This window comes from Streptococcus troglodytae (assembly GCF_002355215.1).
Taxonomy (GTDB): domain Bacteria; phylum Bacillota; class Bacilli; order Lactobacillales; family Streptococcaceae; genus Streptococcus; species Streptococcus troglodytae.
The window spans coordinates 845563-869915 of sequence record NZ_AP014612.1 but is presented as its reverse complement, the minus strand read 5'-3'; the positions used below and the strand labels follow the sequence as shown (position 1 = coordinate 869915).

Below are 24353 nucleotides of genomic sequence, written 5' to 3'. Positions count from 1 at the left end.
ACTAAACTTTCTTTTTATTTTGGATTGATTTTTACAATCTCATCAGAAATATTTTGGGCAAACTGCATATCGTGTGTCACGACAATTTGTGTGATACCCAATTTTTGATTTTGTAAAATTAATTTTTCAACTTCCTGCCTTAATTCTGGATCTAAGGCACTAGTAGGTTCATCATAGCCGATAATTTTAGGATTAACCATCATAGCACGCGCCAAAGCTACCCGCTGTTTTTGACCGCCTGACAAAGAGTAAGGATAAGCATTTTCATGTTCCTCCAACCCTAAACGTTTCAAGAGATCGCGTGCTTTTTGTATCGCTTCTTCTTTCGATGCATTCATAGACTTTATGGGCGATAAAATCAAATTATCTAAAACAGTCAAATGCGGAAATAATTGAAAGTCTTGAAAAACAAAACCTAATAAGTTGCGATGCTCCAAATGTTCAATAGCAATAACTTCATCATCATAGATGACTTGACCAGAGTCAATTTTTTCCAGCCCTGCAAGCATGCGCAACAAAGTCGTTTTACCGCCACCAGATGGGCCAACCAAAGATAAGACTTTACCTTCAGGGATGCTTAGATTAAAATGATCAAAAATCACCTTCTGACCAAATTGCTTAGAAATGTTTTTTAGCTCTAACATGATTCACCTTACTTATAATAACTAAATTTTTTCTCAACGTATTTCGATAAAATGGTAACAACACCAATTAAAATCAAATAAATACCGCCGGCAATAAACATTGGTGCTAATGTAGCGTCACGATTGGCCGCTGTTTTACTGGCTAAAAGCAAATCACCAACACCAAGTACATAGACTAAAGAAGAATCTTTAACAAGATTGATGATTTCATTAAAGACACTCGGTAAAACAATCTTGACAACCTGAGGCAAAATAATGTAGCGGACAGTCTGTATCTGACTTAACTTAAGAACCTTAGCAGCTTCATATTGCCCTTTAGGAATAGCCTCAATACCACCGCGGAAGATCTCTGCAAAATAGGCAGCATAGTTGAGAGTAAAAGCTAAAATAGCTGCTGGCATACGATCAAAAGTGATTCCTGCACTCGGCAAAACATAATAAATAAAAATCAGTTGTAAAAGAAGCGGTGTCCCACGCATAATCCAAACATAGAGATTTAACAGCCAACGTAAAGGTCTAAAAGGGATCTGCATAAGAAAAGCTAATATAGCTCCTAAAGGAATTGAAAAGAGAATAACAATAAAAAAGACTTGTAAAGTAATCAGCGCCCCATCTAAAAGACTCGGTAAAACTTCTGATATATAAGACATACACGCTCCTCAAAAAATAATCGTTTTTATTATATCAAATTTTCAGAAAATTTTATAGATGGAATTGAATTTTCATCCAAAGATAAGCATAAAACAAAGCGGAGATTTCTGTATCACCAAAAAAAGAACAAGAATGAACCATCTTCATTAATTTCTTGTTTCTAAGATAGACAATTCAACTTGCTTTCTTCTTATATTTTTTTCACAAATTCAGACTTTAATTTCATAGCACCAAAGCCATCAATTTTACAATCAATATTGTGATCACCTTCAACAAGGCGAATATTTTTAACACGTGTTCCTTGTTTTAGATCTTTAGGTGCGCCCTTAACTTTAAGATCCTTAATAAGAGTGACTGTATCACCATCAGCTAATTGTTTGCCATTAGCATCACTGACAACAAGTCCTTCTTCTTCCTCAACTTCTGCAGGATTCCATTCATAGGCACATTCTGGACAAACCAATAGAATACCATCTTCATAGACATACTCTGACTGACATTTAGGACAATTAGGTAAAGACATACAAACTCCTTTTATTTTGATTACCATTAACAGTTTACCTGAGTTTTCATCAGTTGGCAAGTCTTATCACAACAAAAAGCTAGCTGCTTGTACTGACTCTATGAGTTAAAGTTTACCGTCTAACTTATAGAAAACGCAGAGCAAGAGCTAGTTCTTTTAATTATAAGAGTTTCCCTTAATCTAAAGATTCAACACTGGCAATAATTTCTTCAATCAAAGCAGTATCTGTCAATTCTGTCACTTCTTTAACAACTGCTTTTAAAGGCTTTTCTTGTAGAAGCGTTTGAAGCTGAACACTTTGTTCATCATTTGAATCCTTGTAATGGAAAACATAAGCCACTGTTTGCAAAAGATTTTTATAAGACAAGCCACGATCTTTCAGCTCACGAATAGGACGGATAAAGCGTTCATCATAGCCTAACTTACGAATTGGTGTTCTAGCAACACGAGTAACGTCATCTACAATATAAGGATTTTCAAAACGACTGATAATAATATCATGATAATCTTTCAGATCATCTTCTTTAAATTGCCATTTAGCCATTAAAAGCTGGCGAATTTCACCCAGAACTGCCTTTAGTTGCTCTTTAACTTGTTGGTCTTTAAGTGCTTCTAGGACTGTCTTAGCACCAAAATAAGCACCTGTATAAGCTGTTGTTGCATGACCTGAATTAACAGAGAAAAGCTTTCTTTCAATGAATGGTTCCAAATTTTCTTCATAGTGAACAAAAGACAATTGTAAATCAGGATTTTTCATAGCAGCAGTTTCGACTACCCATTCTGAAAATGGCTCAACCACAACAAAGAGGGGATCTTCATGAACCTGAGCTGGAACAATGCGGTCAACAGCAGCATTTGGAAAGCCAATATAATCTTTAGCAAAAACTAAACCATCAGCGCTGAGGTATTTCTGCACTTCCTGCCAGAGAAAGGCAGAGCCACCAATCATATTTTCACAGGCAATGATATCAAGTGGCGTTTGATTCTGATTTTCACGACGTTTTTCAATGCCTTTGGCAATCAATTGGGCAATAAAAGGCAAAATATTAGGACCAATAGCGGTTGTAACCAAATCTGCCTCAGCCACAGCATCAACGACCGCTTGTGGATTTTCCTTGTTATTAATACCAGCAACATTAGACACTGTAATATGCCGTTTGCCATCTTCTGCGATTTCAATATCATAAGAATGACGTTCGTTAAGAGCATTAATAATTTTATCATTAACATCTACAAAATCAATGGCAAAGCCATTTTCAAATAAAATTTGGCCAATAAAACCACGTCCAATATTGCCCGCTCCAAAATGTACTGCTTTTTTCATGATTAACAACTCCTTTTAATTAACTTGACTTAAAAGTTTGACAACTTCATCTTCTGTTTGAGCATCAGCTAACTTAACAACATTATCAACATCTGCACAGAAAATCGAAATATTTTGGATGATTTGCAGATGTTCATCACCAATTCCAGCGATACCAAATAAGACAGTGGCAACCTTTGGATTAGCTTCTGTTCCAAAATTAACACCGTCCGGTACCTGAACAACTGTGATACCTGATTTGAGAACATTCTTTTTAGCGTCGTCCGTTCCATGAGGAATGGCAATAAAATTTCCCATATAAACAGAGAGTTCTTTATCGCGCTGAATCATGGCATCAATATAAGCTGGCTCTACATAACCACCATCAGCTAAGAGCTGGCCACAAAAACGAATAGCAGCTTCCTTATCAGGAAAATGTTGGTTCAATTTAATTAAATCTTTTTGAAATTCCATCTTAGGTCTCCAATTTCTTTATTTTTTCTGTAAATATTTGATTCAATAATTGATAAATAATATCTTTATTACCTGTCTTGTAAATTTCTGTATAAAGATGATTTTCGATGATAGATTGACTGATAGCCGTCATCAAATCTCTCATTTCTTTTGTTTCATCTAATCGTGTCAGCATAACTAAAATTCTTGTAACTGTCTCTTTTTGGTAATTCATAGATAGGGCTGTTACAGGCCTTTTTAAATCATAAATTTTAAAACAAGACATTATAACCTTACTTGACTGTGTATGCAAAAGAGCCAAATGAGTCTCTGGAATAGCCAAGGGACTCACAGCAAAACGTCTTAACAATTTACTGGACAAATAGGACTTATCTGAAACCGCAGCAATCGTTTCAATGATTTTTGGAACACTTCTTTCAAAATCAGCAGGATTATCAATCTCTTGATAAGAAAATTCCTGTAAAAGTTGCTGTGTAGCCAAAAAATAATTTTGTAGATTATAGCCTTGCCTATTTGTCTGCTCATCACGAATGATGATTTTTTGATGAGCCTGTACATTCTGTAAATAATCTTGAAGTTGCAGCATTTCTTTTGCATCAGGATAAGTAGAAACTATCTTGACTGCTTTATCCGCTAAAGGCTTGGTTGCCAAAACACAATTATAATAATCTTTATCCTTTGTCTCATACTGAGCCAATTCTTTGACAACCACCTTATCAACAAAAGGTGCAATGGTTTTAATACGTGTGATGAGAAGTTCTCTGGCTAAGGGACGCTCATCCGTTAAAAGTAAAATCTTAATAGGATAAATATCTGGACTGCGGCGTAGACTTGAAGCAAAATGTAAGGTAATTAATTCATACTCTGATTCTCTTTGCAAATACTTTGGAAAAATATCCTGAACTAGAAGGCTAACAACACGATGTAAGTGTTCATTGCCTTGAACAACCTCATGAGCAATCGTAATATTTGACTTGTCTTCAAAAATTTGAGGGACAGCCAAATTCAAGCGAATATGATTAAACAAAAAATGAAAGAGTGTTTTATCCTTAGCAAAGTTAATTTTAGTATAAAGAGATACTTTATCAATCAAATTTGAAATATTATAGAAAAAAGCACTGTCAAATTTTTCATGAAAAAGCGGCGTTTCCTGTCTTTTAATGACTAGCTCATCTAAAACACTAGCATAATAAAGAATCTCTTGAATACTGTAAAATTGATTGGTTTTCTGTGAAAATTCAGTATAAACTTTCTGTGAAAAATCAAGAGCTACTTTGCTGATACTGTGTCCGACTGCTTCATTATCCCGCCAACCTGATAAGGCTAAGAGAATGATGAAAAATTCACTCATCTTAGCATCTAAATCAGGTAGGTCTTCCTGTGATGATCGAAAGATTTGTTTCGCAAGTTCTAATTTTGCCTTGTCTAAGACCTCAAAGCGCTCATATGCTCCCACTCCAAAATCAGAAACTGAGAGGTTATTGGTTAGCAAAATGGCCAATAAGCGTCGTAAGGTATTTTGATTTCCTACTAAACGGTAACCTTTTTTACGCTCTAACCGTAAGTCAAAATCTGCCAAACGCTTTTCAATTTCAGCAATATCTTGAATAATGGTGACATTAGAAACATTAAAGTCTTCCTGTAGCTGCTCATTTGTGATACTACTAAAACTCATCAATAACTTATAGGTAATGAGATTCAAGCGTTCATACTGTTCATAAGTATCTAGACTAATAACACTAGCCAGATTAGCTAATTCTCCTACGAGAAAATAGTTGTGATTTTCTTTGATAATACTAATATTAATCGTATTAAGGCTATCTGTCAGATCAGAAATTGTCCGATAAACGGTTCTTTGAGATACCTTCAGCAAATCTATCATCTGTTTAAGTGACAGTTTCCCATAATTTTGGAAAGCTGCCAATAATTGTTCTTCTCTCTTTGTTAACAGCATAGCACTATTATACTACTTTCTGATGCGTTTTACTTATGCATTCTGGCAACTAACTTATCATACTCTGGTGTTGTCACAAGGCTATCCACAACAAGTATTTGTGCGTTAGGAGCTGCTTGTTGTGCTTGCCCTTGCTGAGCAATTGTTGTAACAAGTAGAATATTTTTAGCATTGTAGTCACTTAAATGATCATAAAGAGCAGTTGAAACAGGGATTTTAACATTATTTTGTTTAAAGATTGAACGCAGGGTTTCTTGCCCCATCGTTGCTGAACCTTTGGCGGCACCGTGAGCAAAGACGACCGCATCAATTTGGTTAAGATCAATTGCTACACTATCTGCTTCTGCTAAAAGTGCTGTATTTTCACCACCACTAGCATTACCATTTGTTAAACTAGCAATAATATCATCATACTTAGGTGTAGATAGGAAATTATCTACCGCCACATGAACAGCTCGTGGTGTTTTTTGCCCCGCACGATCCGCCAGCTCTTCTTGAGTCACAATTAACGTATTAGCTGTATCCTGCAGATTGGAAATAGCTTGGTTGCTCACAGAGATATCAAGACCAGCCTTTTTGACCTTATCACGGAGAATAGAAGCTCCCATAGCTGAACTTCCCATGCCAGCATCACAGGCAAAAATAATTTGATGAATATTGTCTGTTGTAACATCTGAATGGAGACTTGGTTCGGTGACTGCTTGACCTTTAGACTCGACCTTTGCTGCTTGTGTCGCTGCTTGTGCAGCTTCCAGAGAATCATCATCTGAATTATCAGATTTCAAAATAATGGAAGCGACAAGGAAAGAAGCCACTGCTGCTGCAAAGACACCAGCAAGAACAACTAAGTGAGGTCCCCAACCTTTAGGAGACATTCCCATGATAGCAATGATTGAGCCCGGTGAAGCGGGTGCTGTTAAACCTGCACCCAGTGTTTGGAAAGTAAAGGTACCAGTCAAACCACCAGCAATAACAGCAAGGAACATAGCTGGTTTCATCATAACATATGGGAAATAGATTTCATGAATACCACCGAAGAAGTGGATAATCATAGCACCCCAAGATGAAGATTTAGCAGAGCCTTTACCAAACATAGCATAAGCAATTAACACCCCAAGACCAGGGCCAGGATTGGCTTCCAATAGGAAAAGAACAGATTTACCAACTTTAGCCACTTGTTCGGTACCTAACGGCGTAAAGATACCATGGTTAAGAGCGTTATTTAAGAAGAGAATTTTAGCTGGTTCAATAATCAAGTTGGCCAGAGGCAAGAGATGAACCTTGACAATAGCTTCAACTCCCACACCGACCCACTCAGTCAATTGCGCCACAACAGGGCCAATAACAAAGAATGCCAAGACCATCAGGGCAAAACCAATCAAACCAAGTGAAAAGTTGTTGACCAGCATTTCAAAACCAGTTCTGATTTTTGGCTGAACCTTTTCATCGAATTTCTTCAGCAGCCAAGCTGATAAAGGTCCCATAACCATAGCACCGATGAACATGGTTACTGCAGAACCTGCAATAGCACCAAAGGATGCAATGGCACCGATAACACCTCCACGTTGTTTGTGAACATTGTAACCACCAGTATAACCAATTAAAAGAGGTAACACATATTTCAGCATTGGTCCAACAACATTGGTATCTAAAGCTTTATTGGGTAAGTAACCTGTTGCAATAAATAGAGATGCTGCAACTCCCCATGCAATAAAGGCACCAATATTAGGCATAACCATGTTTGATAATGAGGTTCCGAGTTTTTGGATCTGAACCTTTAATGACGATTTTTGTTCCATCAGAAACACCCTCCTTTTAATTCTGATACTACTGTAGCATTTTTCACTTTCTAATAAAACTCAAATTTTGGCACAAAAATTTTGCCAAAATTTGATTCTCCAAATGAAGAAACTTCCTTTTATACTAAGTTGAAAAATAGGATTTGACAAAATCTGCCTGAGACTGACCTTTTTATTACTAATATTTTTCACATACTAAAAACTTAGATATATAACCTTTTTCGACAGTGTCATTGGATGATAGAGACGAAAAAAAGCAGCATTTCTCAAGTTTCCTTTTAAACTTTAAACTGAAGGCCTCGACTCTCTCATACATTTCCTCTGATGGTCAACATTCGTTTTACCACAGCGAAAGTGGAATTTGTTCTTTTATGTAACTTTACAGTCGCTTTTACTAAGCTAGCATTTATCTCATACATTACAATATTTACTGTGAATACAAGATTTTAAAACAGTCAAAAAAGCCAAAGAAAAATCAAGTGGATTTTTCTTTGGCTTTAAGATTTGGTTCTATTCAACAGTAACAGCTTTGGCCAAATTACGAGGTTTGTCAACATCAAGACCACGTTGAAGCGAGGCATAGTAAGCGATTAATTGCGTTGGAATAACCATTGAAATACTTGAAAGATAAGGATGTACTTGATTGACGACAATATCATCGCTTTCCTTATCCAATCCTTCTTCGACAACTGTCAGGACATTGGCACCTCGAGCAGCAACTTCTTGGATATTGCCGCGGGTATGAGCCGCAACTGCTTCACTAGATGAAATCAAGGCAAGAACAGGTGTTCCGTCTTCAATAAGAGAGATGGTACCGTGTTTTAATTCCCCAGCAGCAAAGCCTTCACACTGAATATAGGAAATTTCTTTTAGTTTTAAAGAAGCTTCCATAGCCACATAGTAATCATTGCCGCGACCAATATAGAAGGCGTTACGTGATGTTGCTAAAAGATTAGCAACTTTCTTTTCGATCACTTCTCTTTCTGAAAGACTGGCTTCAATGGACTGAGCGACAATGGATAGTTCATGTACCAAATCAAATTCTAGCGCTTCTTTTTTACCATTGGCTTCTCCAACTGCTTTTGAAAGGAAAGCAAGGGCAGCAATTTGCGCTGTATAAGCCTTAGTTGATGCCACAGCAATTTCAGGTCCAGCATGTAGTAACATGGTATAAGTTGCTTCACGTGACAAGGTTGATCCAGGAACATTTGTGATTGTCAAACTTGGAACTCCCATGGCATTGGCCTTAACCAAGACCTGACGACTATCAGCTGTTTCTCCAGATTGACTTAACAAGATGAACATTGGCTTTTTACTCAATAATGGCATGTTATAGCCCCATTCCGATGCAATCCCTAATTCAACAGGCGTATCAGTCAAGGTCTCAATCATTGATTTTGAGGCAAAACCGGCATTATAAGATGTTCCAGCAGCTAAAATATAGATGCGATCAGCTTCTTGAACAGATTTCACAATAGCAGGATCAACTGTTAACTTGCCATTTTCATCAGCATAAGTTGAAATCAATTTACGCATAACTGTCGGCTGCTCATCAATTTCTTTAAGCATGTAGTAAGGATAGGTTCCCTTACCAATATCTGATAAATCAAGTTCTGCTATATAAGCTTGACGTGCAACAGGGTTACCATCATAATCTGAAACTTGAGCCGTATCTTTTGTTAAGACAACAAGTTCCTTATCATGAATTTCCATAAATTGATTGGTTTCACGGATCATAGCCATAGCATCTGAACAAACCATATTATAGCCTTCACCTAGACCGATTAGAAGTGGTGATTTGTTTTTAGCCACATATATTGTATCTGGGTTTTGTGAATCAATCAAAGCAAAGGCATAAGAACCTTCAATGATATGCAATGCTTTCTTGAAAGCTTCAAGTACAGACAAACCATCTGTCACAAATTGACCGATCAAATGAACAGCAATTTCTGTGTCTGTTTCACCTTTCAAGTTATGTCCTGATAAGTATTCTTCTTTGATTTGGAGATAATTTTCAATGACACCATTGTGAACCAAGACAAGACGACCTGTAGCCGATGTATGTGGGTGAGCATTTTCCTCCGTCGCCTGTCCATGGGTGGCCCAACGTGTATGACCAATTCCTGTAGAACCAGCAACATCAATACCGATCTTAGCTCGCAAATCAGCGATTCGTCCAACTGATTTAATTAAACGACCATTTTCAGGCTGATCAACAACATAAATTCCTGCCGAATCGTAACCACGATACTCTAATTTTTCCAATCCTTGCATCAAAATATCTGTTGCATTACGATTGCCGACAACACCTACAATACCACACATAAGTTCATTGGTAGTAAGAAAAACTTACTACTTCCTCCTTAATTTTTATAATTGGTATAGTCTAATGAGACTTTCAAAATCCAATAAAGACAGTATATAACTTTATTTTGATAAAGTCAACTATAAAATTGGTATAGTCTATTTTGACATAAAAAGAGAGGAGGAAAAATTGTATTTCGCAGAAAATCATTTCTCTTCCTCTCCCTAATCAACCATTGCGTTAAACTGTTATAATAATTATGCTTACAAAGGATAACATTTTTGTCTTAATCTTTTTGAGTAGAACAATTACTCTTTAGAGACAAAGCCAAATTTATTAAGTGGTAAAATTCTAAAAGTCACAATTCCTTTAATTTGCGATTTCTTAATTAAACCAAATGTTCGACTATCTTTCTTATTTGTCCGATTATCATTTAAAATCAAGTATTGTCCCTTAGGAATTTTTTGCTCTTTTCCCTTTGTAATACTAGAAATTGAAAAATCAGCAGTAAAAGGATTTTCTCCATTTTTTGTATGATATTTATTTTTTAAGTCATTAATATAAGATTGGTCTTCAGCCTTATGATTAAGATAAAAAATATCATCCATATAAGTAACACTATCTTTTGGTTTACCAATAATACGGCCAATATGATCCTTACCAGCAACCTTATAGACAACAAAATCCTTATAATTAGGCTTCTCATTCTTTGTAATCGTAACGAGATCTCCCGGTTTCAAAAAGCTATTAGCATCTGCTTGCCTTACCCGATAGTTTGAAAAGACAAACACCCTTAATAAAAGCAAAGCAAGAACTGCTAGCAAGACCAGAAGAATATTTCTGATAAAGTCACGTTTAACCATTCATTTCTCCTTAATTTATTGGTCTTATTATAGCATTTTTTAAAGAAGAAAAAAAGCAAGACTTATCATAAGTATTCCTTAATTTTCACCAAAAAAGAAGGAAATAACCGCTACCACAATTACTGCTCCCAGAATAGACGGAAGAAGAGCCATACCAGCTAAACTAGGTCCCCAACTGCCAAATAAAGCTTGACCTGCCCAAGAACCAACTAACCCTGCAAAAATGTTAGCAATGCAGCCCATTGCTTTTCCTCTATTCGTAATAGCACCTGCAATTGCTCCAATAAGTGCTCCTACTATTAATGACCAAAGTAATCTCATAATTTCTTACCTTTCTTTATAAGATTATATCTAGTCTAACAATAAAACAAAGAAATGCCAAGAAAAGATAGTATCAAACTAAAAATGGTCATTATAACTATAGGCTTTTGTTTTTAATACTAAAGTAGAATAAAACGAGCCCAAGACACAATAAAGAATTAGGCTAAATACGACTATACGACTGCAATATACTAATCAATGCGATAAAAAACCTTCCATCTCAATCATAAAAAAATAAAAAGTGTAAAAGATTGAAAGTCTTTCACACTTAAACTTAAATTCATTTTATTGAACGGTACGAACACGCATAGTATTGGTACCACCAGATCCAACAGGTACACCAGCAACAATAACGATGTTATCACCAGACTCTACCAAACCTGATTTAAGAGCTGCTTTTTCTGCAATTTCAAACATATCATCAGTCGATGCAGGTTTTTCTGTTAAGATTGGAATAACTCCCCAGTTGATCATCAATGATTTTTGGACTTTTTCATCAAATGTTAAAGCTAAGATATCTGCATCCGGACGGTATTTTGAAATTAAACGAGCTGTGTTACCAGATTCTGTAATTGTAACAACCAATTTAATATCCATTGATTTAGTCGCATCTTTAACAGCTGAAGCGACAACTTCAGTCTTGTTGGTACGTGGCAAATTATCCGAATTCAAACGGCCATATTCATTAAGAAGTGTTTGAGCATTCTTATCAATTGTTGCCATGGTACGAACAGCTTCAACTGGATACTTACCATTAGCTGATTCACCAGAAAGCATTGTTGCATCAGTACCATCAATGACAGCATTAAAGACATCAGAAACTTCTGAACGTGTTGCACGTGGTTTGTCAGTCATTGTTTCAAGCATATTTGTTGCTGTAATAGCTGACTTCCCTGCTGCGTTAACTTTCGTGATAATCATTTTTTGATATACTGGAACCATTTCAAATGGCACTTCAATACCCATGTCACCACGGGCAATCATGATACCGTCAGCTGCATCAATGATTTCATCAATATTATCAATACCTTGTTGATTTTCAATTTTAGCAAAAAGTTTTACGTGTTCGTTGCCTGTTTCTTTACAAATTTGACGAACTTCATTAACATCCTTAGCAGTACGAACAAAAGAAATAGCGATAAAGTTAAGTCCTTGTTCCAAACCAAAGCGAATATCTGCATTATCACGCTCAGCAAGTGCTGGGAAAGGAATTTTAGTATTAGGGATATTGACACCTTTTTGTTTAGCAATAATGCCATCATTTTCAACCGTTACTTCAAATTCGCGAGTTGTAATATCTTTAGCAGTTACTGTAAGGCCAAGTTTCCCATCATCAATAAGAATAGTTTGACCAACAGCAACATCATCATAAATATCAAGACCGCCAGCAACATTTAAAGCAATGACATCCTTAGTTGATTCAATACCTTGCTTAGTTGCTATACGAAGTTTATCACCAGTCTTATATTCATATTCTTTGACACCATCTGCAAACAATTCTGTACGCATTTCAGGTCCTTTAGTATCAAGAAGAAATCCAACCTTTTGACGTGCTAATTCTTCCGCACGACGTACAGTCGCCATACGCTCACCTTGCTCAGCATGATCACCATGTGAGAAGTTAAAACGAAAAACATTGGCTCCTTCTGTAATCAATTCAGCAATTTTGGCTGCTGAAGCTTCAACATCAAGCTTTTCACCCCAATAGCCATCTTCACCAAATTTTTTACCACCACGGATTTCTACCGCTGGACCTAATGTTGCAACAATTTTTACGCGTTTATTCATTTTTATAAAACTCCCTTATTTTAAATCAACAATTGACTGTTAAAAACTTATAATCTAACCGACCTTAATCATGGTTAGTTGGACAAATCACGATTCAAGGCAGCAAAATCAAGACGTGCTTTATGCGGATTATTCACAACGATTTCGCCTTGTTCTGTTAAACTGAAGAGTGCACCGTCTTCCGCAGATCCAAGAATTGGATGTTCAACCAATTTCTCATTTTGAATACCAATGGCAAGACCGCCTTTTCCTTCCCTGAGTAATTCCACGGCATGGGCTCCCATCCATGAAGCAATCACACGATCACGAGGAGTTGGTGCACCACCGCGCAAGATATGTCCAAGGTTAGTAACACGAAGATCACTATTATCTCCTGCTTCCTTCATCTTAGCAGCAAACGCTTCACCATGCATAACACCTTCAGCAAGAACAATGAGATGGTGGTTTTTGGACTTACTAAGATAGCCATTTTTCACATTAGCGACAACTTCTTTAATATCATAGGGCTCTTCAGGAATAATAATTTGGTCAGCACCGGCAGCAATACCAGACCAAAGAGCAATATCTCCTGCATTACGTCCCATAACCTCAACAACAAAAGTTCTACCATGACTAAATGAGGTATCACGAATTTTATCAAGTGCATCCGTGGCAGTGTTTACTGCAGTATCAAAACCAATTGTATAATCAGTTCCTACAATATCGTTATCAATTGTACCCGGAAGACCGACAGCAGGAAAACCATGCTCAGTCAAGCGCATCGCACCATGATAAGAACCATCGCCACCTATAACAACGACTCCCTCAATGCCATGCTTTTTGAGTTGTTCGATACCCTTTAATTGCCCTTCAAGCTTTGCAAATTCAGGATAACGTGCGGACTGGAGAAATGTCCCTCCACGAGAAAGGATGTTTGATACACCTTTAGCGTCAAGCGGGAAGATATCTCCTTCAACCATACCAGCATAACCACGATTGATTCCGCAAACTTCCATTCCTTCAGAAATTGCTTTACGAACGACTGCACGAACGGCAGCATTCATACCAGGAGCGTCTCCACCACTGGTTAAAACAGCAATACGTTTCATTTTGCTTGATACTCCTTTATTTAGATTAACGTTATTATTATAGCATAACCTAGATAAAATGTTTAGTTTCTGGACATACTTTTTATTGAAAAAGCGTTTTCAGAGCATAATGAGCCAACTTTTCCTGCAATTCTGAGTCTTTAGCGACAAAATAGCGGCTGCTTTGGAAAGTTTCTTTAGTATTTGAGTAATGCAAAACTACCGGAATATTTCCGGGGTAAGCTGCTAAAATTTCTGATATTTCTCTATCACAATCATGATTTTGTAATTTAATCCAGCATTTTTCTGTTGAGGCAGAGTCTAATTGATGTAAAATCATTTGCAATTGATTATCACGCGCCTGTATTTTCCCAGTGAAATAATAAATCGTTTTTTCTATTAAAAAATTTTTGTACTTTCGATAGGTCTCTGGAAAAAGAGTGATATTCAATTTCTTTTTAGTATCTGTCACACTTAGAAAAGCCATTTGCTCGCCTCTGGATTTCGTTCGAATAATTCTAATGGACTCAATTTGAGCTAATATGGTAGCTTCATTCCCTTCAATGAGGTCAGTAAGAGCAATTAAATGTCTGTTGGCATGCTTTGCAATTTCTATTAGAGGATGCGGACTAACTCCTGCACCAATAATATCTTGTTCCAACTGATATTTTTCAGCATTGGTATAATCTTGCGCTTCTATCCAATTATAGGAAGAATCAGCAAACAAAGTCCCCAGTTCATTGACAAAAGTGAAAAGGTGTTCTAGATTGACAACGATTTTCTGACGGTTTTTATCAAACTGATCAAAAAGGCCTACTTGAATTAAAGGAGTGATAACCTCAGTTTTCTGATACTTTTCGGGTATTCTGATTAAAAAATCTTCAATACTGGAAAAAGGACGATTTTCAATTATCCAATAGGCAAAATCACGATTTAATCCCTTGATATTTTTTAAACCCAAGTAAATCTGACCATGGCTAATTTTATCAGAGTAAGGGATCGTATTAATGGACAAAGATCCTATTTTAAAATGAGACTCTAAAGCATTGCTAAGGTATTCACCGCTAGAGTAATTTAACATAACATCAAAGAATACCGCTGGATAGTGTGCTTTAAAATAGGCCATTTGGAAGGCTAAAGCTGAGTATGCGTAGGCATGACTGCGATTAAAGCCATAACCAGCAAACTTAGCCATTCTTGCAAACAAGTCTTGGGCAATTTTGGGATCTCGTCCCAATTGATCAGCTCCTTGCAAGAAATCTTTTTCCATTTTTTGCATTTCAACAATATTTTTTTTTGACATAGCACGGCGTAATAAATCGGCTTTTCCTAATGTAAATCCAGCAAAAATCTGAGCAATTTGCATCACTTGCTCCTGATAAAGCATAATACCATAAGTCGATTTTAAAATAGAAGCAATTGATGAATCAATCAAATCCACTTCTTCTTGTCCATATTTTCGGCGAATAAAATTTTCAGTATAATCACTAGCACCAGGACGATTGAGACTGGTAGTTGCAACAACTTCTTCAAAACGAGAAGGTTTAATTCTTTTCAAAAGATTGATAGCTCCGGCTGCTTCAAACTGAAAAATACCTTTGGTATCTCCTGCGGCAAAAAGTGCTAAGGTTTCTTTATCTTCTAAATCAATAGCTCTGATATCTATGGCATGACCATAATCCTGCGCTACTTTTTCCTGCATTTTTTGAACAAAAGTAAGATTACGCAGGCCGAGAAAATCCATTTTTAAAAGACCGTTAGCTTCAACAGCTGGAGCGTCATATTGCGTGATCATCATTTCTTCACCTGTTTTGAGAGGAATGTGATCTGTTAAATTATCATCACTCATCACAATTCCAGCCGCATGAATGGAAGTTTGACGAGGATTTCCTTCAATTTTTTTCGCAATTTCGAATGCACGCTGATATTCGATTTTACTATTAATGAGTTGACGAAAAGCAATCTTTTTGTCATAAACACTTGTCAAATTATCACGAAAACTAATTTTTTTAGTGATCTGACTGAGTTCGTATTCAGTCGCTCCAAAACGCTTAAAAACATCACGAATTGCCTGTCTGGCACCAAAGGTCGAAAAGGTCACAATTTGTGCTGAATGTGTTGAGCCATAACGATCACGGACATAATTTAAAAACTGACTCCGATAAATATCAGGAAGGTCAATATCAATATCTGGCATGCTGTAACGCTCTTCATTAAGAAAACGCTCAAAAAGTAAATCATTCTTAACAGGATCAATACCTGTAATATCAAGGGCGTAAGCCACAAGACTCCCTGCTGCAGAACCACGTCCCATTCCCATATAATAATGCTGGGAACGACCAAAACGCAGTAAGTCCCAGACAATCAAAAAATAATCATCAAAGCCCATTTGATGAATGACAGCCAATTCATCAGATAAGCGCTTTTGGTAGTCATCGCTCAAAAGTTTCTTTTCTACAAGTCCCTTTTGTGCTAATTCCTTTAATTCCACAACAGCGGGTTTATCTCGACTAAAACGAGGCAATTTCAAATCAGTATCAAACTGATAAGAAACATTGGCAACCAACTTTTCTAAATTTAACAAGCTTTGCGGAAAACGTTCCTCAAAAATTTGTTCCATCTCTTCCTGAGAAAACAAATACTGATCTTTATAAACAGGAGGCACTTCCTTTAAAGGAAGATTATCTCTAATAGCATGTAACATTTGCAAGGTCTCTGTATCATCATTATCATAATAACGTACCGTATGCAAAGGTAAAATGTCTCTTTTAAAATCCAATTGAGGGGTATCTTTTCCGACGCCAATATAAAAAGGAAAAGGAAAATCCATTTGATCAATTCCTTCAAAATAAGGAACGACTATAGCAAGACCATCTAAAAATTCCTCAATATCAGAGAAGAGCTGTTGACCTGTCATCTTGGCTGTCGAAATTTTTAACAAATTGTGGTAACCAATTGTATTTTGAGCAAGAAAACATACGGTCGTCAAATCATCAGACAAAAATAAATCCAGTTCAAGACCAAGAATAGGAACTAGATCTTCTTTTTGAGCTTCTTTTATAAAATGAAAAGCTCCGTAGAGATTATCTCTATCCATAATACCAATATGCGAATAGCCCATCTCCTTAGCTTTCTTAATATAAGACTTTAAGTCAACCAGACTATCCATAAAGCTATAAACGGTTTTAGTATCTAATTGTGCAAACACTTCTGTCTCCTTAAGATCTACTTACTTTTTATTATACTACAAATCCTTAAAATCCTCTTACTCTTTCATTTAGTTCGACTAAATCTCATCAGTCTAAATTTACCACTTGACAATATTTTACTATAATTGTATTATATATATAACACAATTATACACTGCGCTTTAGAAAGGAGAAAAAATGGCTTGGAAATTTAATGAGAAATCCCCTATTTATCTTCAAATTGCCAATCATATCAAAATGCAAATTATCAGTCAAGAAATCAAACCCGGCCAACAACTAGCTACAGTTAGAGATTTAGCAGAAGAAGCTGGTGTAAATCCTAATACTATGCAACGTGCTTTTACATCACTTGAGCAAGAAGGGATGGTCTTTTCAGTTAGAACATCGGGACGTTTCGTGACAAAGGACCAGCAGTTAATTGAAGAAGAAAGGCATAAGTTAGCTCAAACAGAACTTAAAGACTTTATCAACAAGATGACAACAATTGGCTTTAGCAAAGATCGCTTAACTACTATACTGGACCAATATATTAAAGGAGAGACGAAATGACGGAACATCTACCCTTATTACAATTGCATCATATTACTAAGAAGTTTGGAAACAAGCTAGCTCTTGATGATATTTCTTTAAAATTACCAAAAGGTAAAATTATTGGACTGCTGGGACCAAATGGAAGCGGTAAGACGACACTGATTAAATTAGCTAACGGACTGTTACAACCTACTGCAGGTGAAATTGTCATTAACGGACTCAGACCTTGTCCTGAAACAAAATCGCTCATTTCCTACCTTCCCGATACCAGCTATTTAAGTGATAAAATGAAGGTCCGTGACATTTTAAAACTATTTGAAGATTTCTATGTTGATTTTGATAGGCAAAAAGCCGAACAATTACTGGAAGATTTAGCCATTGCTCAAAGCGAAAAATTGAAAAATCTTTCTAAAGGAAATAAGGAAAAGGTTCAGCTCATTTTAGTTATGAGCCGCAAAGCAAAACTTTATATCTTGGATGAGCCTATTGGCGGCGTTGACCCTGCCGCACGTGATTATATCTTAAAAACAATTATTAATAACTACTCAGAAGATGCATCTGTTCTTATTTCAACTCATTTAATTTCGGATATTGAGCAGGTTTTAGACCAAGTTATTTTTATCAACCAAGGAAAGATTGTTTTACAAGAAAATGTAGATGATTTGCGTGAACAATACACACAATCAATTGATCACATTTTTAGAGAGAAATTTAAAGCTTAGGAGGAGAAAATGTTTGGAAAGTTATTAAAATATGAATTTAAATCAGTTGGAATTTGGTTTTTCGGTCTATATGGACTAGCCGCCTTCATTTCTTTAGCTGCCGGTATTTGGATTAGAGTTAATCTTAAAGCCTCTAAGTTATCTAATTCTAGCTACAGTACTGATTTTTATTCAAGATCACAAGGAATTCTAGCTTTTATTTTATTTTCCTTATTATTAGCTATTTTTATTGCTATTTTTATCGCAACACTACTAATTATTATTCGCCGATTTTACAATAATATTTTTGGAAGAGAAGGCTATCTTACATTAACCCTGCCAGTTTCCACACATAAGACTCTCTTAGCCAAACTGTTTGTTGCTTTTATTTGCACGATTTGTAGTGGTTTGGTTTTCATCCTTAGTTTTTTCATATTAGCCCTTCCATCGCTTACTATAGGGCCTTTTTCAACTTATTTTACAGAAACTTTATCGCAAGCTGTTAACATTCTAACCAAACCTGAAGTTATATTAGTTATTCTTTCTTTTTGTTAGGGACAACTACTAGTATCTTAGAAATCTACTTCGCTATCGCATTAGGACAACTGTTTCAAGATTACCGCAGTCTGCTAGCTTTCGGTTTTATTTCCTTATTAATGTTATTCGCAGTACTTTAAATATTCTTATTGGAACTGGCAATAATGGTTTGATTAGTTTAATGAGTACGAATGACAATTTTACAGACTGTTACCATCTCACCTTAAATATTATTTTTCTAATTATCTATGGTCTCATTTTCTATTTTGGAACGCATTACATTATCAAAAATAAACTGAATATCCAATAATAAAAATACTAGAGATCACATCAAAAAATTTTTATGCTCTAGTATTTCTTTATTATTCCAAATCTTTTTGTGTTTTATTTTTTAGAAGACCATTTTCAAAATAGAGCTCGATAGTTGCCGAAGATGACTTTGTTTTTATGCCGCTAGACCAGACAGTCTGCATTTCTTCTTTGTCTGATGACATTGATTGGGACAGCACATCTGGTTCACCCAATTTTTCAACAATCTTTTTATAAGATTCACCGATTTTCAATTCATCATAATCTTCTTTGCCAATCTTAGCCTCTCTACTGAAAGAAAAATTGGAAATTGAACGTGCTACAGTACTATTCTTATACAATTGAGCGTTAATAACAGCACCATCTTTCACCCAAGTATAGCTATCTAAAGTGATGTTTCCTGCATTTCTTTGCTCACTTTTATTGGGGTCACCAAACCATTGTTTCAACTGTTCAATACTTGTTCCACCAGAAAAATGATTCTGATCAGTTGTCACTTTGATTTTATTGAAACTTAAACGAAAATCTAAGTTTTCTGTTTTTGTTAATGCGAGCTCATTAGAAGGCTTGGTCCCTTCCTTTTTGTCTTCTTTAGATTGACAGCCTAGCATTAGAAAACAGAAAATCACTGTTAAAAACAATAAAAGCCAATTCTTTGTTCTTTTCATACTCATTTCCCTTTAAACATAAACTTTAAATAAAAAACGCTTATGCGTTTAATGGAGCCGGTGGGAGTCGAACCCACGTCCAAACATCTGCTAACCCATTTGTCTACAACTATAGGTTATGTGTTTATTTAACACCGTTACAATACATAACTCAAACTCTAACGATGCGAGTCAGTAGAACTCTTTTAGAACAGCCTGACTCAGTTCTAACGTAGCTTGTTAACAATAAGACCAATCAACAAACACAAGCAATTTGTTATTGATCACACAGGCTGTTTTTTAGGCAGCTACTGCGTAAGAATTTGTATTTTTTGCAGTTATATTTAACTGGCGTTTTACATCCGCGAGATGAGTCGCAAAATAGGTCTCATAATGCCTGTCGAATCCGTAACGACCCCAGTACATATTGTGTGAAAATAGTATAGCAAATTAAAGGAAAAATAGCAAAAAATATTTTAGATATGGTATCATAATACTATGAAAGTGAAATTAAGCAAACGTTATATTTTAATGCAAAAATTCATTCAGGCTTTAGGAATTTTAGCCTTGATTGCTTCAGTCATCTTAGTCATCTGGTTTTATAAATTAGGCATTTTAAATGACAGCAACGCTTTGAAGGATCTTGTGCACCAGCACAAAGTTTTAGGTCCTTTAATCTTTATTCTCGTTCAGATTTTCCAAATTGTTTTTCCTGTTATCCCAGGTGGTGTCACTACTGTTGCTGGTTTTCTTATTTTTGGTACTTGGCTTGGTTTCATTTTAAATTACATCGGTATTATTATTGGGAGTGTCTTACTCTTCCTTCTGGTAAAGTGGTTAGGCCGTAAGTTTATTTTGCTTTTTATGAAAGAAGATACTTTTTACAAATATGAAGCCAAACTGGAAAGTGATACTTATGAAAAACTATTCATTTTTTGTATGCTTTCTCCTGTGTCGCCTGCTGATATTATGGTAATGATTACTGGCTTAACAAGCATGAGTCTTAAGCGCTTCACTGCTATTATGATCATTACCAAACCATTGTCTATTATTTGTTATAGTTATTTCTGGATATACGGTAGCAAGTTACTAGAAATTTTATTCCATAAGTAAAAGCAGCTTTGATAGACTGCTTTTTTTATAATCATCAAAACTTTAAGTTAGTTAAAGTAAAAGCAAAAACGGCAATAAAAAATATTTCTAAACTTTTATTTAGATCTCAACCGAAAGGCAGTAGTTAGCTCATACTTCTCTCTTACCACACAGGTGATAAACTTAATAGCTTTTAAAAACCTGTTTTATAAGAAAATATTTAACTAATAATAAGTCCGCAAAAATAGGGTATCAAAACTACTTTTTGTGAAAGCACTGCTTTCATCTTTACCTAATTTTATCCACCTTGAGGGAATCGAACCCCCATCTCAAGAACCGGAATCTTACGTGATATCCATTACACTAAAGGTGGGCAACATAATAATTATATCATAGTTTCATTAATTTAGCTGTAAATGTATGAAAATTCCTTTGCAATATAAAATCCCCTCTAAATCTTTATTAAGATTAGAAGGGAATAAAAATTCAATTTCTACTCATTGATTATAGATTATAATTCAATATCACCAAACAAGTCAGCCATTGAGAATCCAGTTTGGGTTTCTGGAAGTTCGTAGTCACGTTTATCTTGACGTTTTTGACGACGAGGACGAGATTGACGTTTTTCTCCGTTGCTTTCATCCTGAGCTGGACGTTCTTCAAGCGCTTTGATGGAAAGTGAGACACGCTCATCAGCAGTATTAACATCAAGAACCTTGACAGTAACATCTTGGCCAACTGAAAGAACATCTTTTGGATTTTCGACACGTTTGTGTGAAATTTGCGAAATATGAACCAAACCATCAATACCTGGAAGAACTTCAACAAAAGCGCCAAAGTCTGTCAAGCGTTTTACTTTGCCTTCGATAACATCACCAGCGGCAAGTTTTTGTTCAACACCATCCCATGGTCCAGGGGTTGTTGCTTTAAGAGACAGTGAAACTCGACCTGCTTCTTCATCAATAGCAAGCACCTTCACTTGAATTTCTTCACCAACAGTGACGACTGATTTTGGTGAAACATTACGTTCATGCGATAATTCAGTAACATGAACAAGTCCGTCAACGCCACCAAGGTCAATAAAAGCGCCAAAACTTGTCAAACGAGCAACCGTACCAGTCACGACATCACCGACAGCAAGCTTTGAGAAGACTTCCTCACGCGCCTTTGCAGCTTCAGCTTCAACCACATCACGACGAGAAAGGATAAAGCGATTTTCTGAAGGATCAATTTCTTTGATTTTTGCTTCGAATTGCTGACCAACAAATTTTTCAGTATTGCGAACAAAACGGGTATCAATCATTGAAGCCGGAATAAAACCGCGAAGTCCTTCAAATTCAACAGAAAGTCCACCCTTAACAGCACGTGTACCTTTAACGGTCACAACGTCACCTTCACGACCAACAAGTTTGTCCCAAGCCTTGCGAGCTTCTAGACGTTTTTTAGAGACAAGGAAAGTTACTGTATCGGTATCTTTACCAACAACTTGGCGAAGAACAAGCACTTCGACTTTATCACCAGCTTTGACAAAGTTATTAATATCAGCATTACGATCATTAGTCAATTCGCGAAGTGTTAATACAGCTTCAACACCTGTCCCGTCAATAACAAGGTTTGCTTGTTCTCCATCTACAGTTAAGACTTCTGCAGTCACAACATCGCCTGGATTTACTTCACTAACACTGTTTAGCAAATCTTCAAATTCATTCATTCTAAAAAAACCTCCGACAAGAAATAAACCCTCTTTATCTCTTGATAACAATATATTTCACAAGGTATCCCGCAAGGACAAACAACTAGACGCATATCTCTGACGGTCTTAGACTTGGTCTAATACCTTTGACTGGGGTAGCTGGATTCGAACCAACGCATGAGGGAGTCAAAGTCCCTTGCCTTACCGCTTGGCTATACCCCAAAATTAAATAATACAGACTCAAGAACAATTAGCAAAACTAAGTTGAACACGACCTGAAATCCTAGTGAAAAAGATAAACTTCCTAGCGTTGTAAACAGCGCTTCGTCAGTTTTCTGTTTTCATACGGATTTTTTAACAGTCTTTGTATCCTGAGTATGGAAGGGGAGGGATTCGAACCCCCGAACCCGAAGGAGCGGATTTACAGTCCGCCGCGTTTAGCCTCTTCGCTACCCTTCCAATGACAACAAAAACTAGTTTATCATAATCTCCTGCCAAAATCAAGCGTTTTTCTATTTTTAGTGATTCAAATTATAGGTTTCAATGATAGCTTCGACAGCAGTTTCTAAATTTTTATGGAATTCAACAACTGCAGTATTTTTGATAACAGCAAACTTGTCATCAATCTCAGCAATCTCACCCACAAGTTTGTTTCCAATTGTTAATTGATAACCGGCCATTTTTGTCCCATTTACCGCGACTTGCTTGTCACTTATTTGAATTTCAATCTTCTTATCTTTTTTACGCATAACTTACCTCTTAAGTATTTTACACAAAAAATAAAAGCTTGCAAGAGCAAGCTCGCTAATTATTTAATCATCAACTTTGTATATCCAGCCCTCTGGTGCTTTAACATCGCCGAATTGGATACCTGTTAATTCATCATACAATTTATGCGTTACAGGACCAACTTCCGTTTCACTGTAAAAGACATGGAAATCATCACCGTGCTGTACACCTCCGATTGGTGAGATAACAGCTGCTGTACCGCAAGCCCCTGCTTCAACAAATTTATCTAATTCATCTACGCGGACATCGCCTTCAATGGCCTTCATACCAAAACGATGTTCAGCTAAATAAAGCAAAGAATATTTAGTGACAGAAGGAAGGATGGACGGACTAAAAGGTGTAATAAATTCATTATTTTTAGTGATACCAAAGAAATTAGCTGAACCGACTTCTTCAATCTTGGTATGCGTTGCTGGATCAAGATAAATAACATCTGAAAATTGGCGTTCATGGGCAACCTTACCTGGTAAAAGACTCGCCGCGTAGTTTCCACCAACTTTGGCAGCTCCTGTGCCATGTGGCGCAGCGCGATCATAATCATCTTGAATGAGAAAATTCGTCGGAGCCAAACCACCTTTAAAGTAGTTACCCACTGGCATAGCAAAGATGGTAAAGATATATTCATCAGCTGGATGAACACCGATCACATCGCCGACACCAATCAAAAGTGGGCGAAGATAAAGCGTTGCTCCTGTGCCATATGGTGGAACATATTCTTCATTGGCACGAACGACTTGTTTGGCAGCTTCAATAAATTTGTCAGTTGGCACTTGCGGCATCAAGAGACGATCAGCTGTACGTTGTAAGCGCTCAGCATTCATATTAGGACGGAAAAGCTGAACAGATCCATCTTTTGTGCGGTAGGCTTTCAAACCTTCAAAAGCTTCTTGTCCATAATGAAGAGCTGGTGAGCTTTCAGAAATGTGGAGAGTCGCATCTTCTGTCAGTTTACCGTCATCCCATTTCCCATCTTTGTAGTAAGAAATATAGCGAAATGGAAGTTTGTGATATTCAAATCCTAAATTTTTCCAATCTAAATCTACTGTCATTTTAATACCTCTTTCCTCGTTTTTTTCTATTGTACGCTTTTTACTAGAATTTTCAAGTGTTTTTTCATAAAATTCTGAAAATTTGTTCTAAAAATAAAATGAAA

20 protein-coding genes, 3 tRNA genes, 1 other RNA gene and 1 pseudogene are annotated in these 24353 nt (G+C 36.3%); 4 read left to right on the top strand and 21 right to left on the bottom strand.

Annotated elements, in window-relative coordinates; all coding sequences use genetic code 11:
• Positions 1–14 precede the first annotated feature (14 nt).
• The 13 genes from SRT_RS04440 to SRT_RS04380 all read right to left on the bottom strand — a co-directional run bounded on the left by SRT_RS04440 (position 15) and on the right by SRT_RS04380 (position 16900).
• A complete protein-coding gene (locus tag SRT_RS04440; protein WP_128833191.1) occupies positions 15–644 on the bottom strand; it encodes an amino acid ABC transporter ATP-binding protein in 630 nt (209 codons plus the stop codon).
• Between the two features lie 8 nt (positions 645–652).
• On the bottom strand, positions 653–1294 hold the full coding sequence (locus tag SRT_RS04435) for an amino acid ABC transporter permease (protein ID WP_128833190.1): 642 nt from the start codon (positions 1292–1294) through the stop codon (positions 653–655).
• A gap of 191 nt (positions 1295–1485) precedes the next feature.
• Positions 1486–1818: a zinc ribbon domain-containing protein YjdM gene (locus tag SRT_RS04430; protein WP_128833189.1), complete on the bottom strand. Its 333-nt coding sequence runs from the start codon at positions 1816–1818 to the stop codon at positions 1486–1488.
• Between the two features lie 175 nt (positions 1819–1993).
• A complete protein-coding gene (locus SRT_RS04425; protein WP_128833188.1) occupies positions 1994–3142 on the bottom strand; it encodes a mannitol-1-phosphate 5-dehydrogenase in 1149 nt (382 codons plus the stop codon).
• Positions 3143–3157: 15 nt separating this feature from the next.
• Positions 3158–3595: a PTS mannitol transporter subunit IIA gene (locus tag SRT_RS04420; protein WP_128833187.1), complete on the bottom strand. Its 438-nt coding sequence runs from the start codon at positions 3593–3595 to the stop codon at positions 3158–3160.
• A 1-nt stretch (position 3596) separates the two neighbouring features.
• Complete coding sequence (locus tag SRT_RS04415; RefSeq protein ID WP_128833186.1) at positions 3597–5549, bottom strand: BglG family transcription antiterminator; 1953 nt, start codon at positions 5547–5549, stop codon at positions 3597–3599.
• Positions 5550–5578: 29 nt separating this feature from the next.
• Complete coding sequence (locus SRT_RS04410; RefSeq protein ID WP_128833185.1) at positions 5579–7348, bottom strand: PTS mannitol transporter subunit IIBC; 1770 nt, start codon at positions 7346–7348, stop codon at positions 5579–5581.
• Positions 7349–7858: 510 nt separating this feature from the next.
• Positions 7859–9673, bottom strand: a complete 1815-nt coding sequence (gene glmS / locus SRT_RS04405) for a glutamine--fructose-6-phosphate transaminase (isomerizing) (RefSeq protein ID WP_128833184.1) — start codon at positions 9671–9673, stop codon at positions 7859–7861.
• Positions 9674–9961: 288 nt separating this feature from the next.
• Entirely contained in the window at positions 9962–10516 is a 555-nt protein-coding gene (gene lepB, locus SRT_RS04400; protein ID WP_128833183.1) for a signal peptidase I, read from the bottom strand.
• A gap of 78 nt (positions 10517–10594) precedes the next feature.
• Positions 10595–10837, bottom strand: coding sequence for a GlsB/YeaQ/YmgE family stress response membrane protein (locus SRT_RS04395; RefSeq protein ID WP_019312842.1), 243 nt, complete (start codon positions 10835–10837; stop codon positions 10595–10597).
• 285 nt (positions 10838–11122) lie between these two features.
• Positions 11123–12625 carry a pyruvate kinase gene (gene pyk / locus SRT_RS04390; protein ID WP_002262161.1) on the bottom strand — a complete coding sequence of 501 codons (1503 nt, stop codon included), beginning with the start codon at positions 12623–12625 and terminating at the stop codon, positions 11123–11125.
• Between the two features lie 74 nt (positions 12626–12699).
• Positions 12700–13713, bottom strand: coding sequence for a 6-phosphofructokinase (gene pfkA, locus SRT_RS04385; RefSeq protein WP_128833182.1), 1014 nt, complete (start codon positions 13711–13713; stop codon positions 12700–12702).
• A gap of 82 nt (positions 13714–13795) precedes the next feature.
• Positions 13796–16900 (bottom strand): DNA polymerase III subunit alpha, encoded by a 3105-nt coding sequence (locus tag SRT_RS04380; protein ID WP_128833181.1) that lies wholly within the window; start codon positions 16898–16900, stop codon positions 13796–13798.
• Positions 16901–17078: 178 nt separating this feature from the next.
• Between SRT_RS04380 and stsR the strand changes: the two genes are divergently transcribed.
• The 3 genes and pseudogenes from stsR (at position 17079) to SRT_RS04365 (ending at position 18980) form a co-directional block, all read left to right on the top strand.
• The gene (stsR, locus tag SRT_RS04375) at positions 17079–17450 is read left to right on the top strand and encodes a GntR family transcriptional regulator StsR (RefSeq protein ID WP_128833180.1); all 372 of its coding nucleotides are present in this window, start codon (positions 17079–17081) and stop codon (positions 17448–17450) included.
• Entirely contained in the window at positions 17447–18154 is a 708-nt protein-coding gene (locus SRT_RS04370; RefSeq protein WP_128833179.1) for an ABC transporter ATP-binding protein, read from the top strand. Before stsR ends, SRT_RS04370 begins: the two co-directional genes overlap by 4 nt.
• Before the next feature lie 9 nt (positions 18155–18163).
• Positions 18164–18980, top strand: a pseudogene (locus SRT_RS04365) (permease).
• A gap of 52 nt (positions 18981–19032) precedes the next feature.
• Here the strand turns inward: SRT_RS04365 and SRT_RS04360 are convergent.
• Positions 19033–19647: a DUF3862 domain-containing protein gene (locus SRT_RS04360; protein WP_491676994.1), complete on the bottom strand. Its 615-nt coding sequence runs from the start codon at positions 19645–19647 to the stop codon at positions 19033–19035.
• A 49-nt stretch (positions 19648–19696) separates the two neighbouring features.
• Positions 19697–20045, bottom strand: a transfer-messenger RNA (tmRNA) gene (ssrA, locus tag SRT_RS04355).
• A 79-nt stretch (positions 20046–20124) separates the two neighbouring features.
• On the opposite strand from ssrA, the gene SRT_RS04350 reads away from it, so the two are divergent.
• A complete protein-coding gene (locus tag SRT_RS04350; protein ID WP_128833177.1) occupies positions 20125–20739 on the top strand; it encodes a TVP38/TMEM64 family protein in 615 nt (204 codons plus the stop codon).
• Positions 20740–21019: 280 nt separating this feature from the next.
• Here the strand turns inward: SRT_RS04350 and SRT_RS04345 are convergent.
• The 6 genes from SRT_RS04345 to SRT_RS04320 all read right to left on the bottom strand — a co-directional run bounded on the left by SRT_RS04345 (position 21020) and on the right by SRT_RS04320 (position 24279).
• Positions 21020–21091, bottom strand: a tRNA-Arg gene (locus SRT_RS04345).
• A 138-nt stretch (positions 21092–21229) separates the two neighbouring features.
• Entirely contained in the window at positions 21230–22429 is a 1200-nt protein-coding gene (gene rpsA, locus SRT_RS04340; RefSeq protein WP_128833176.1) for a 30S ribosomal protein S1, read from the bottom strand.
• Positions 22430–22561: 132 nt separating this feature from the next.
• Positions 22562–22633, bottom strand: a tRNA-Gln gene (locus tag SRT_RS04335).
• A 156-nt stretch (positions 22634–22789) separates the two neighbouring features.
• Positions 22790–22870 (bottom strand) — tRNA-Tyr (locus tag SRT_RS04330).
• A 59-nt stretch (positions 22871–22929) separates the two neighbouring features.
• Positions 22930–23160, bottom strand: a complete 231-nt coding sequence (locus tag SRT_RS04325; protein ID WP_128833175.1) for a DUF2969 family protein — start codon at positions 23158–23160, stop codon at positions 22930–22932.
• Between the two features lie 63 nt (positions 23161–23223).
• Complete coding sequence (locus SRT_RS04320) at positions 23224–24279, bottom strand: branched-chain amino acid aminotransferase (RefSeq protein WP_223213992.1); 1056 nt, start codon at positions 24277–24279, stop codon at positions 23224–23226.
• Between the last annotated feature and the right edge of the window lie 74 nt (positions 24280–24353).

What these genes read in the sequence shown, in the direction of transcription:
- SRT_RS04425 (WP_128833188.1), bottom strand. Translation starts at nt 3,142, where the DNA reads ATGAAAAAAGCAGTACATTTTGGAGCGGGCAATATTGGACGTGGTTTT.
- pfkA (WP_128833182.1), bottom strand. Translation starts at nt 13,713, where the DNA reads ATGAAACGTATTGCTGTTTTAACCAGTGGTGGAGACGCTCCTGGTATG.
- SRT_RS04350 (WP_128833177.1), top strand. Translation starts at nt 20,125, where the DNA reads ATGAAAGTGAAATTAAGCAAACGTTATATTTTAATGCAAAAATTCATT.
- SRT_RS04440 (WP_128833191.1), bottom strand. Translation starts at nt 644, where the DNA reads ATGTTAGAGCTAAAAAACATTTCTAAGCAATTTGGTCAGAAGGTGATT.
- SRT_RS04410 (WP_128833185.1), bottom strand. Translation starts at nt 7,348, where the DNA reads ATGGAACAAAAATCGTCATTAAAGGTTCAGATCCAAAAACTCGGAACC.
- lepB (WP_128833183.1), bottom strand. Translation starts at nt 10,516, where the DNA reads ATGGTTAAACGTGACTTTATCAGAAATATTCTTCTGGTCTTGCTAGCA.
- pyk (WP_002262161.1), bottom strand. Translation starts at nt 12,625, where the DNA reads ATGAATAAACGCGTAAAAATTGTTGCAACATTAGGTCCAGCGGTAGAA.
- SRT_RS04415 (WP_128833186.1), bottom strand. Translation starts at nt 5,549, where the DNA reads ATGCTGTTAACAAAGAGAGAAGAACAATTATTGGCAGCTTTCCAAAAT.
- SRT_RS04395 (WP_019312842.1), bottom strand. Translation starts at nt 10,837, where the DNA reads ATGAGATTACTTTGGTCATTAATAGTAGGAGCACTTATTGGAGCAATT.
- glmS (WP_128833184.1), bottom strand. Translation starts at nt 9,673, where the DNA reads ATGTGTGGTATTGTAGGTGTTGTCGGCAATCGTAATGCAACAGATATT.
- stsR (WP_128833180.1), top strand. Translation starts at nt 17,079, where the DNA reads ATGGCTTGGAAATTTAATGAGAAATCCCCTATTTATCTTCAAATTGCC.
- SRT_RS04370 (WP_128833179.1), top strand. Translation starts at nt 17,447, where the DNA reads ATGACGGAACATCTACCCTTATTACAATTGCATCATATTACTAAGAAG.
- SRT_RS04420 (WP_128833187.1), bottom strand. Translation starts at nt 3,595, where the DNA reads ATGGAATTTCAAAAAGATTTAATTAAATTGAACCAACATTTTCCTGAT.
- SRT_RS04360 (WP_491676994.1), bottom strand. Translation starts at nt 19,647, where the DNA reads ATGAAAAGAACAAAGAATTGGCTTTTATTGTTTTTAACAGTGATTTTC.
- SRT_RS04430 (WP_128833189.1), bottom strand. Translation starts at nt 1,818, where the DNA reads ATGTCTTTACCTAATTGTCCTAAATGTCAGTCAGAGTATGTCTATGAA.
- SRT_RS04435 (WP_128833190.1), bottom strand. Translation starts at nt 1,294, where the DNA reads ATGTCTTATATATCAGAAGTTTTACCGAGTCTTTTAGATGGGGCGCTG.
- rpsA (WP_128833176.1), bottom strand. Translation starts at nt 22,429, where the DNA reads ATGAATGAATTTGAAGATTTGCTAAACAGTGTTAGTGAAGTAAATCCA.
- SRT_RS04325 (WP_128833175.1), bottom strand. Translation starts at nt 23,160, where the DNA reads ATGCGTAAAAAAGATAAGAAGATTGAAATTCAAATAAGTGACAAGCAA.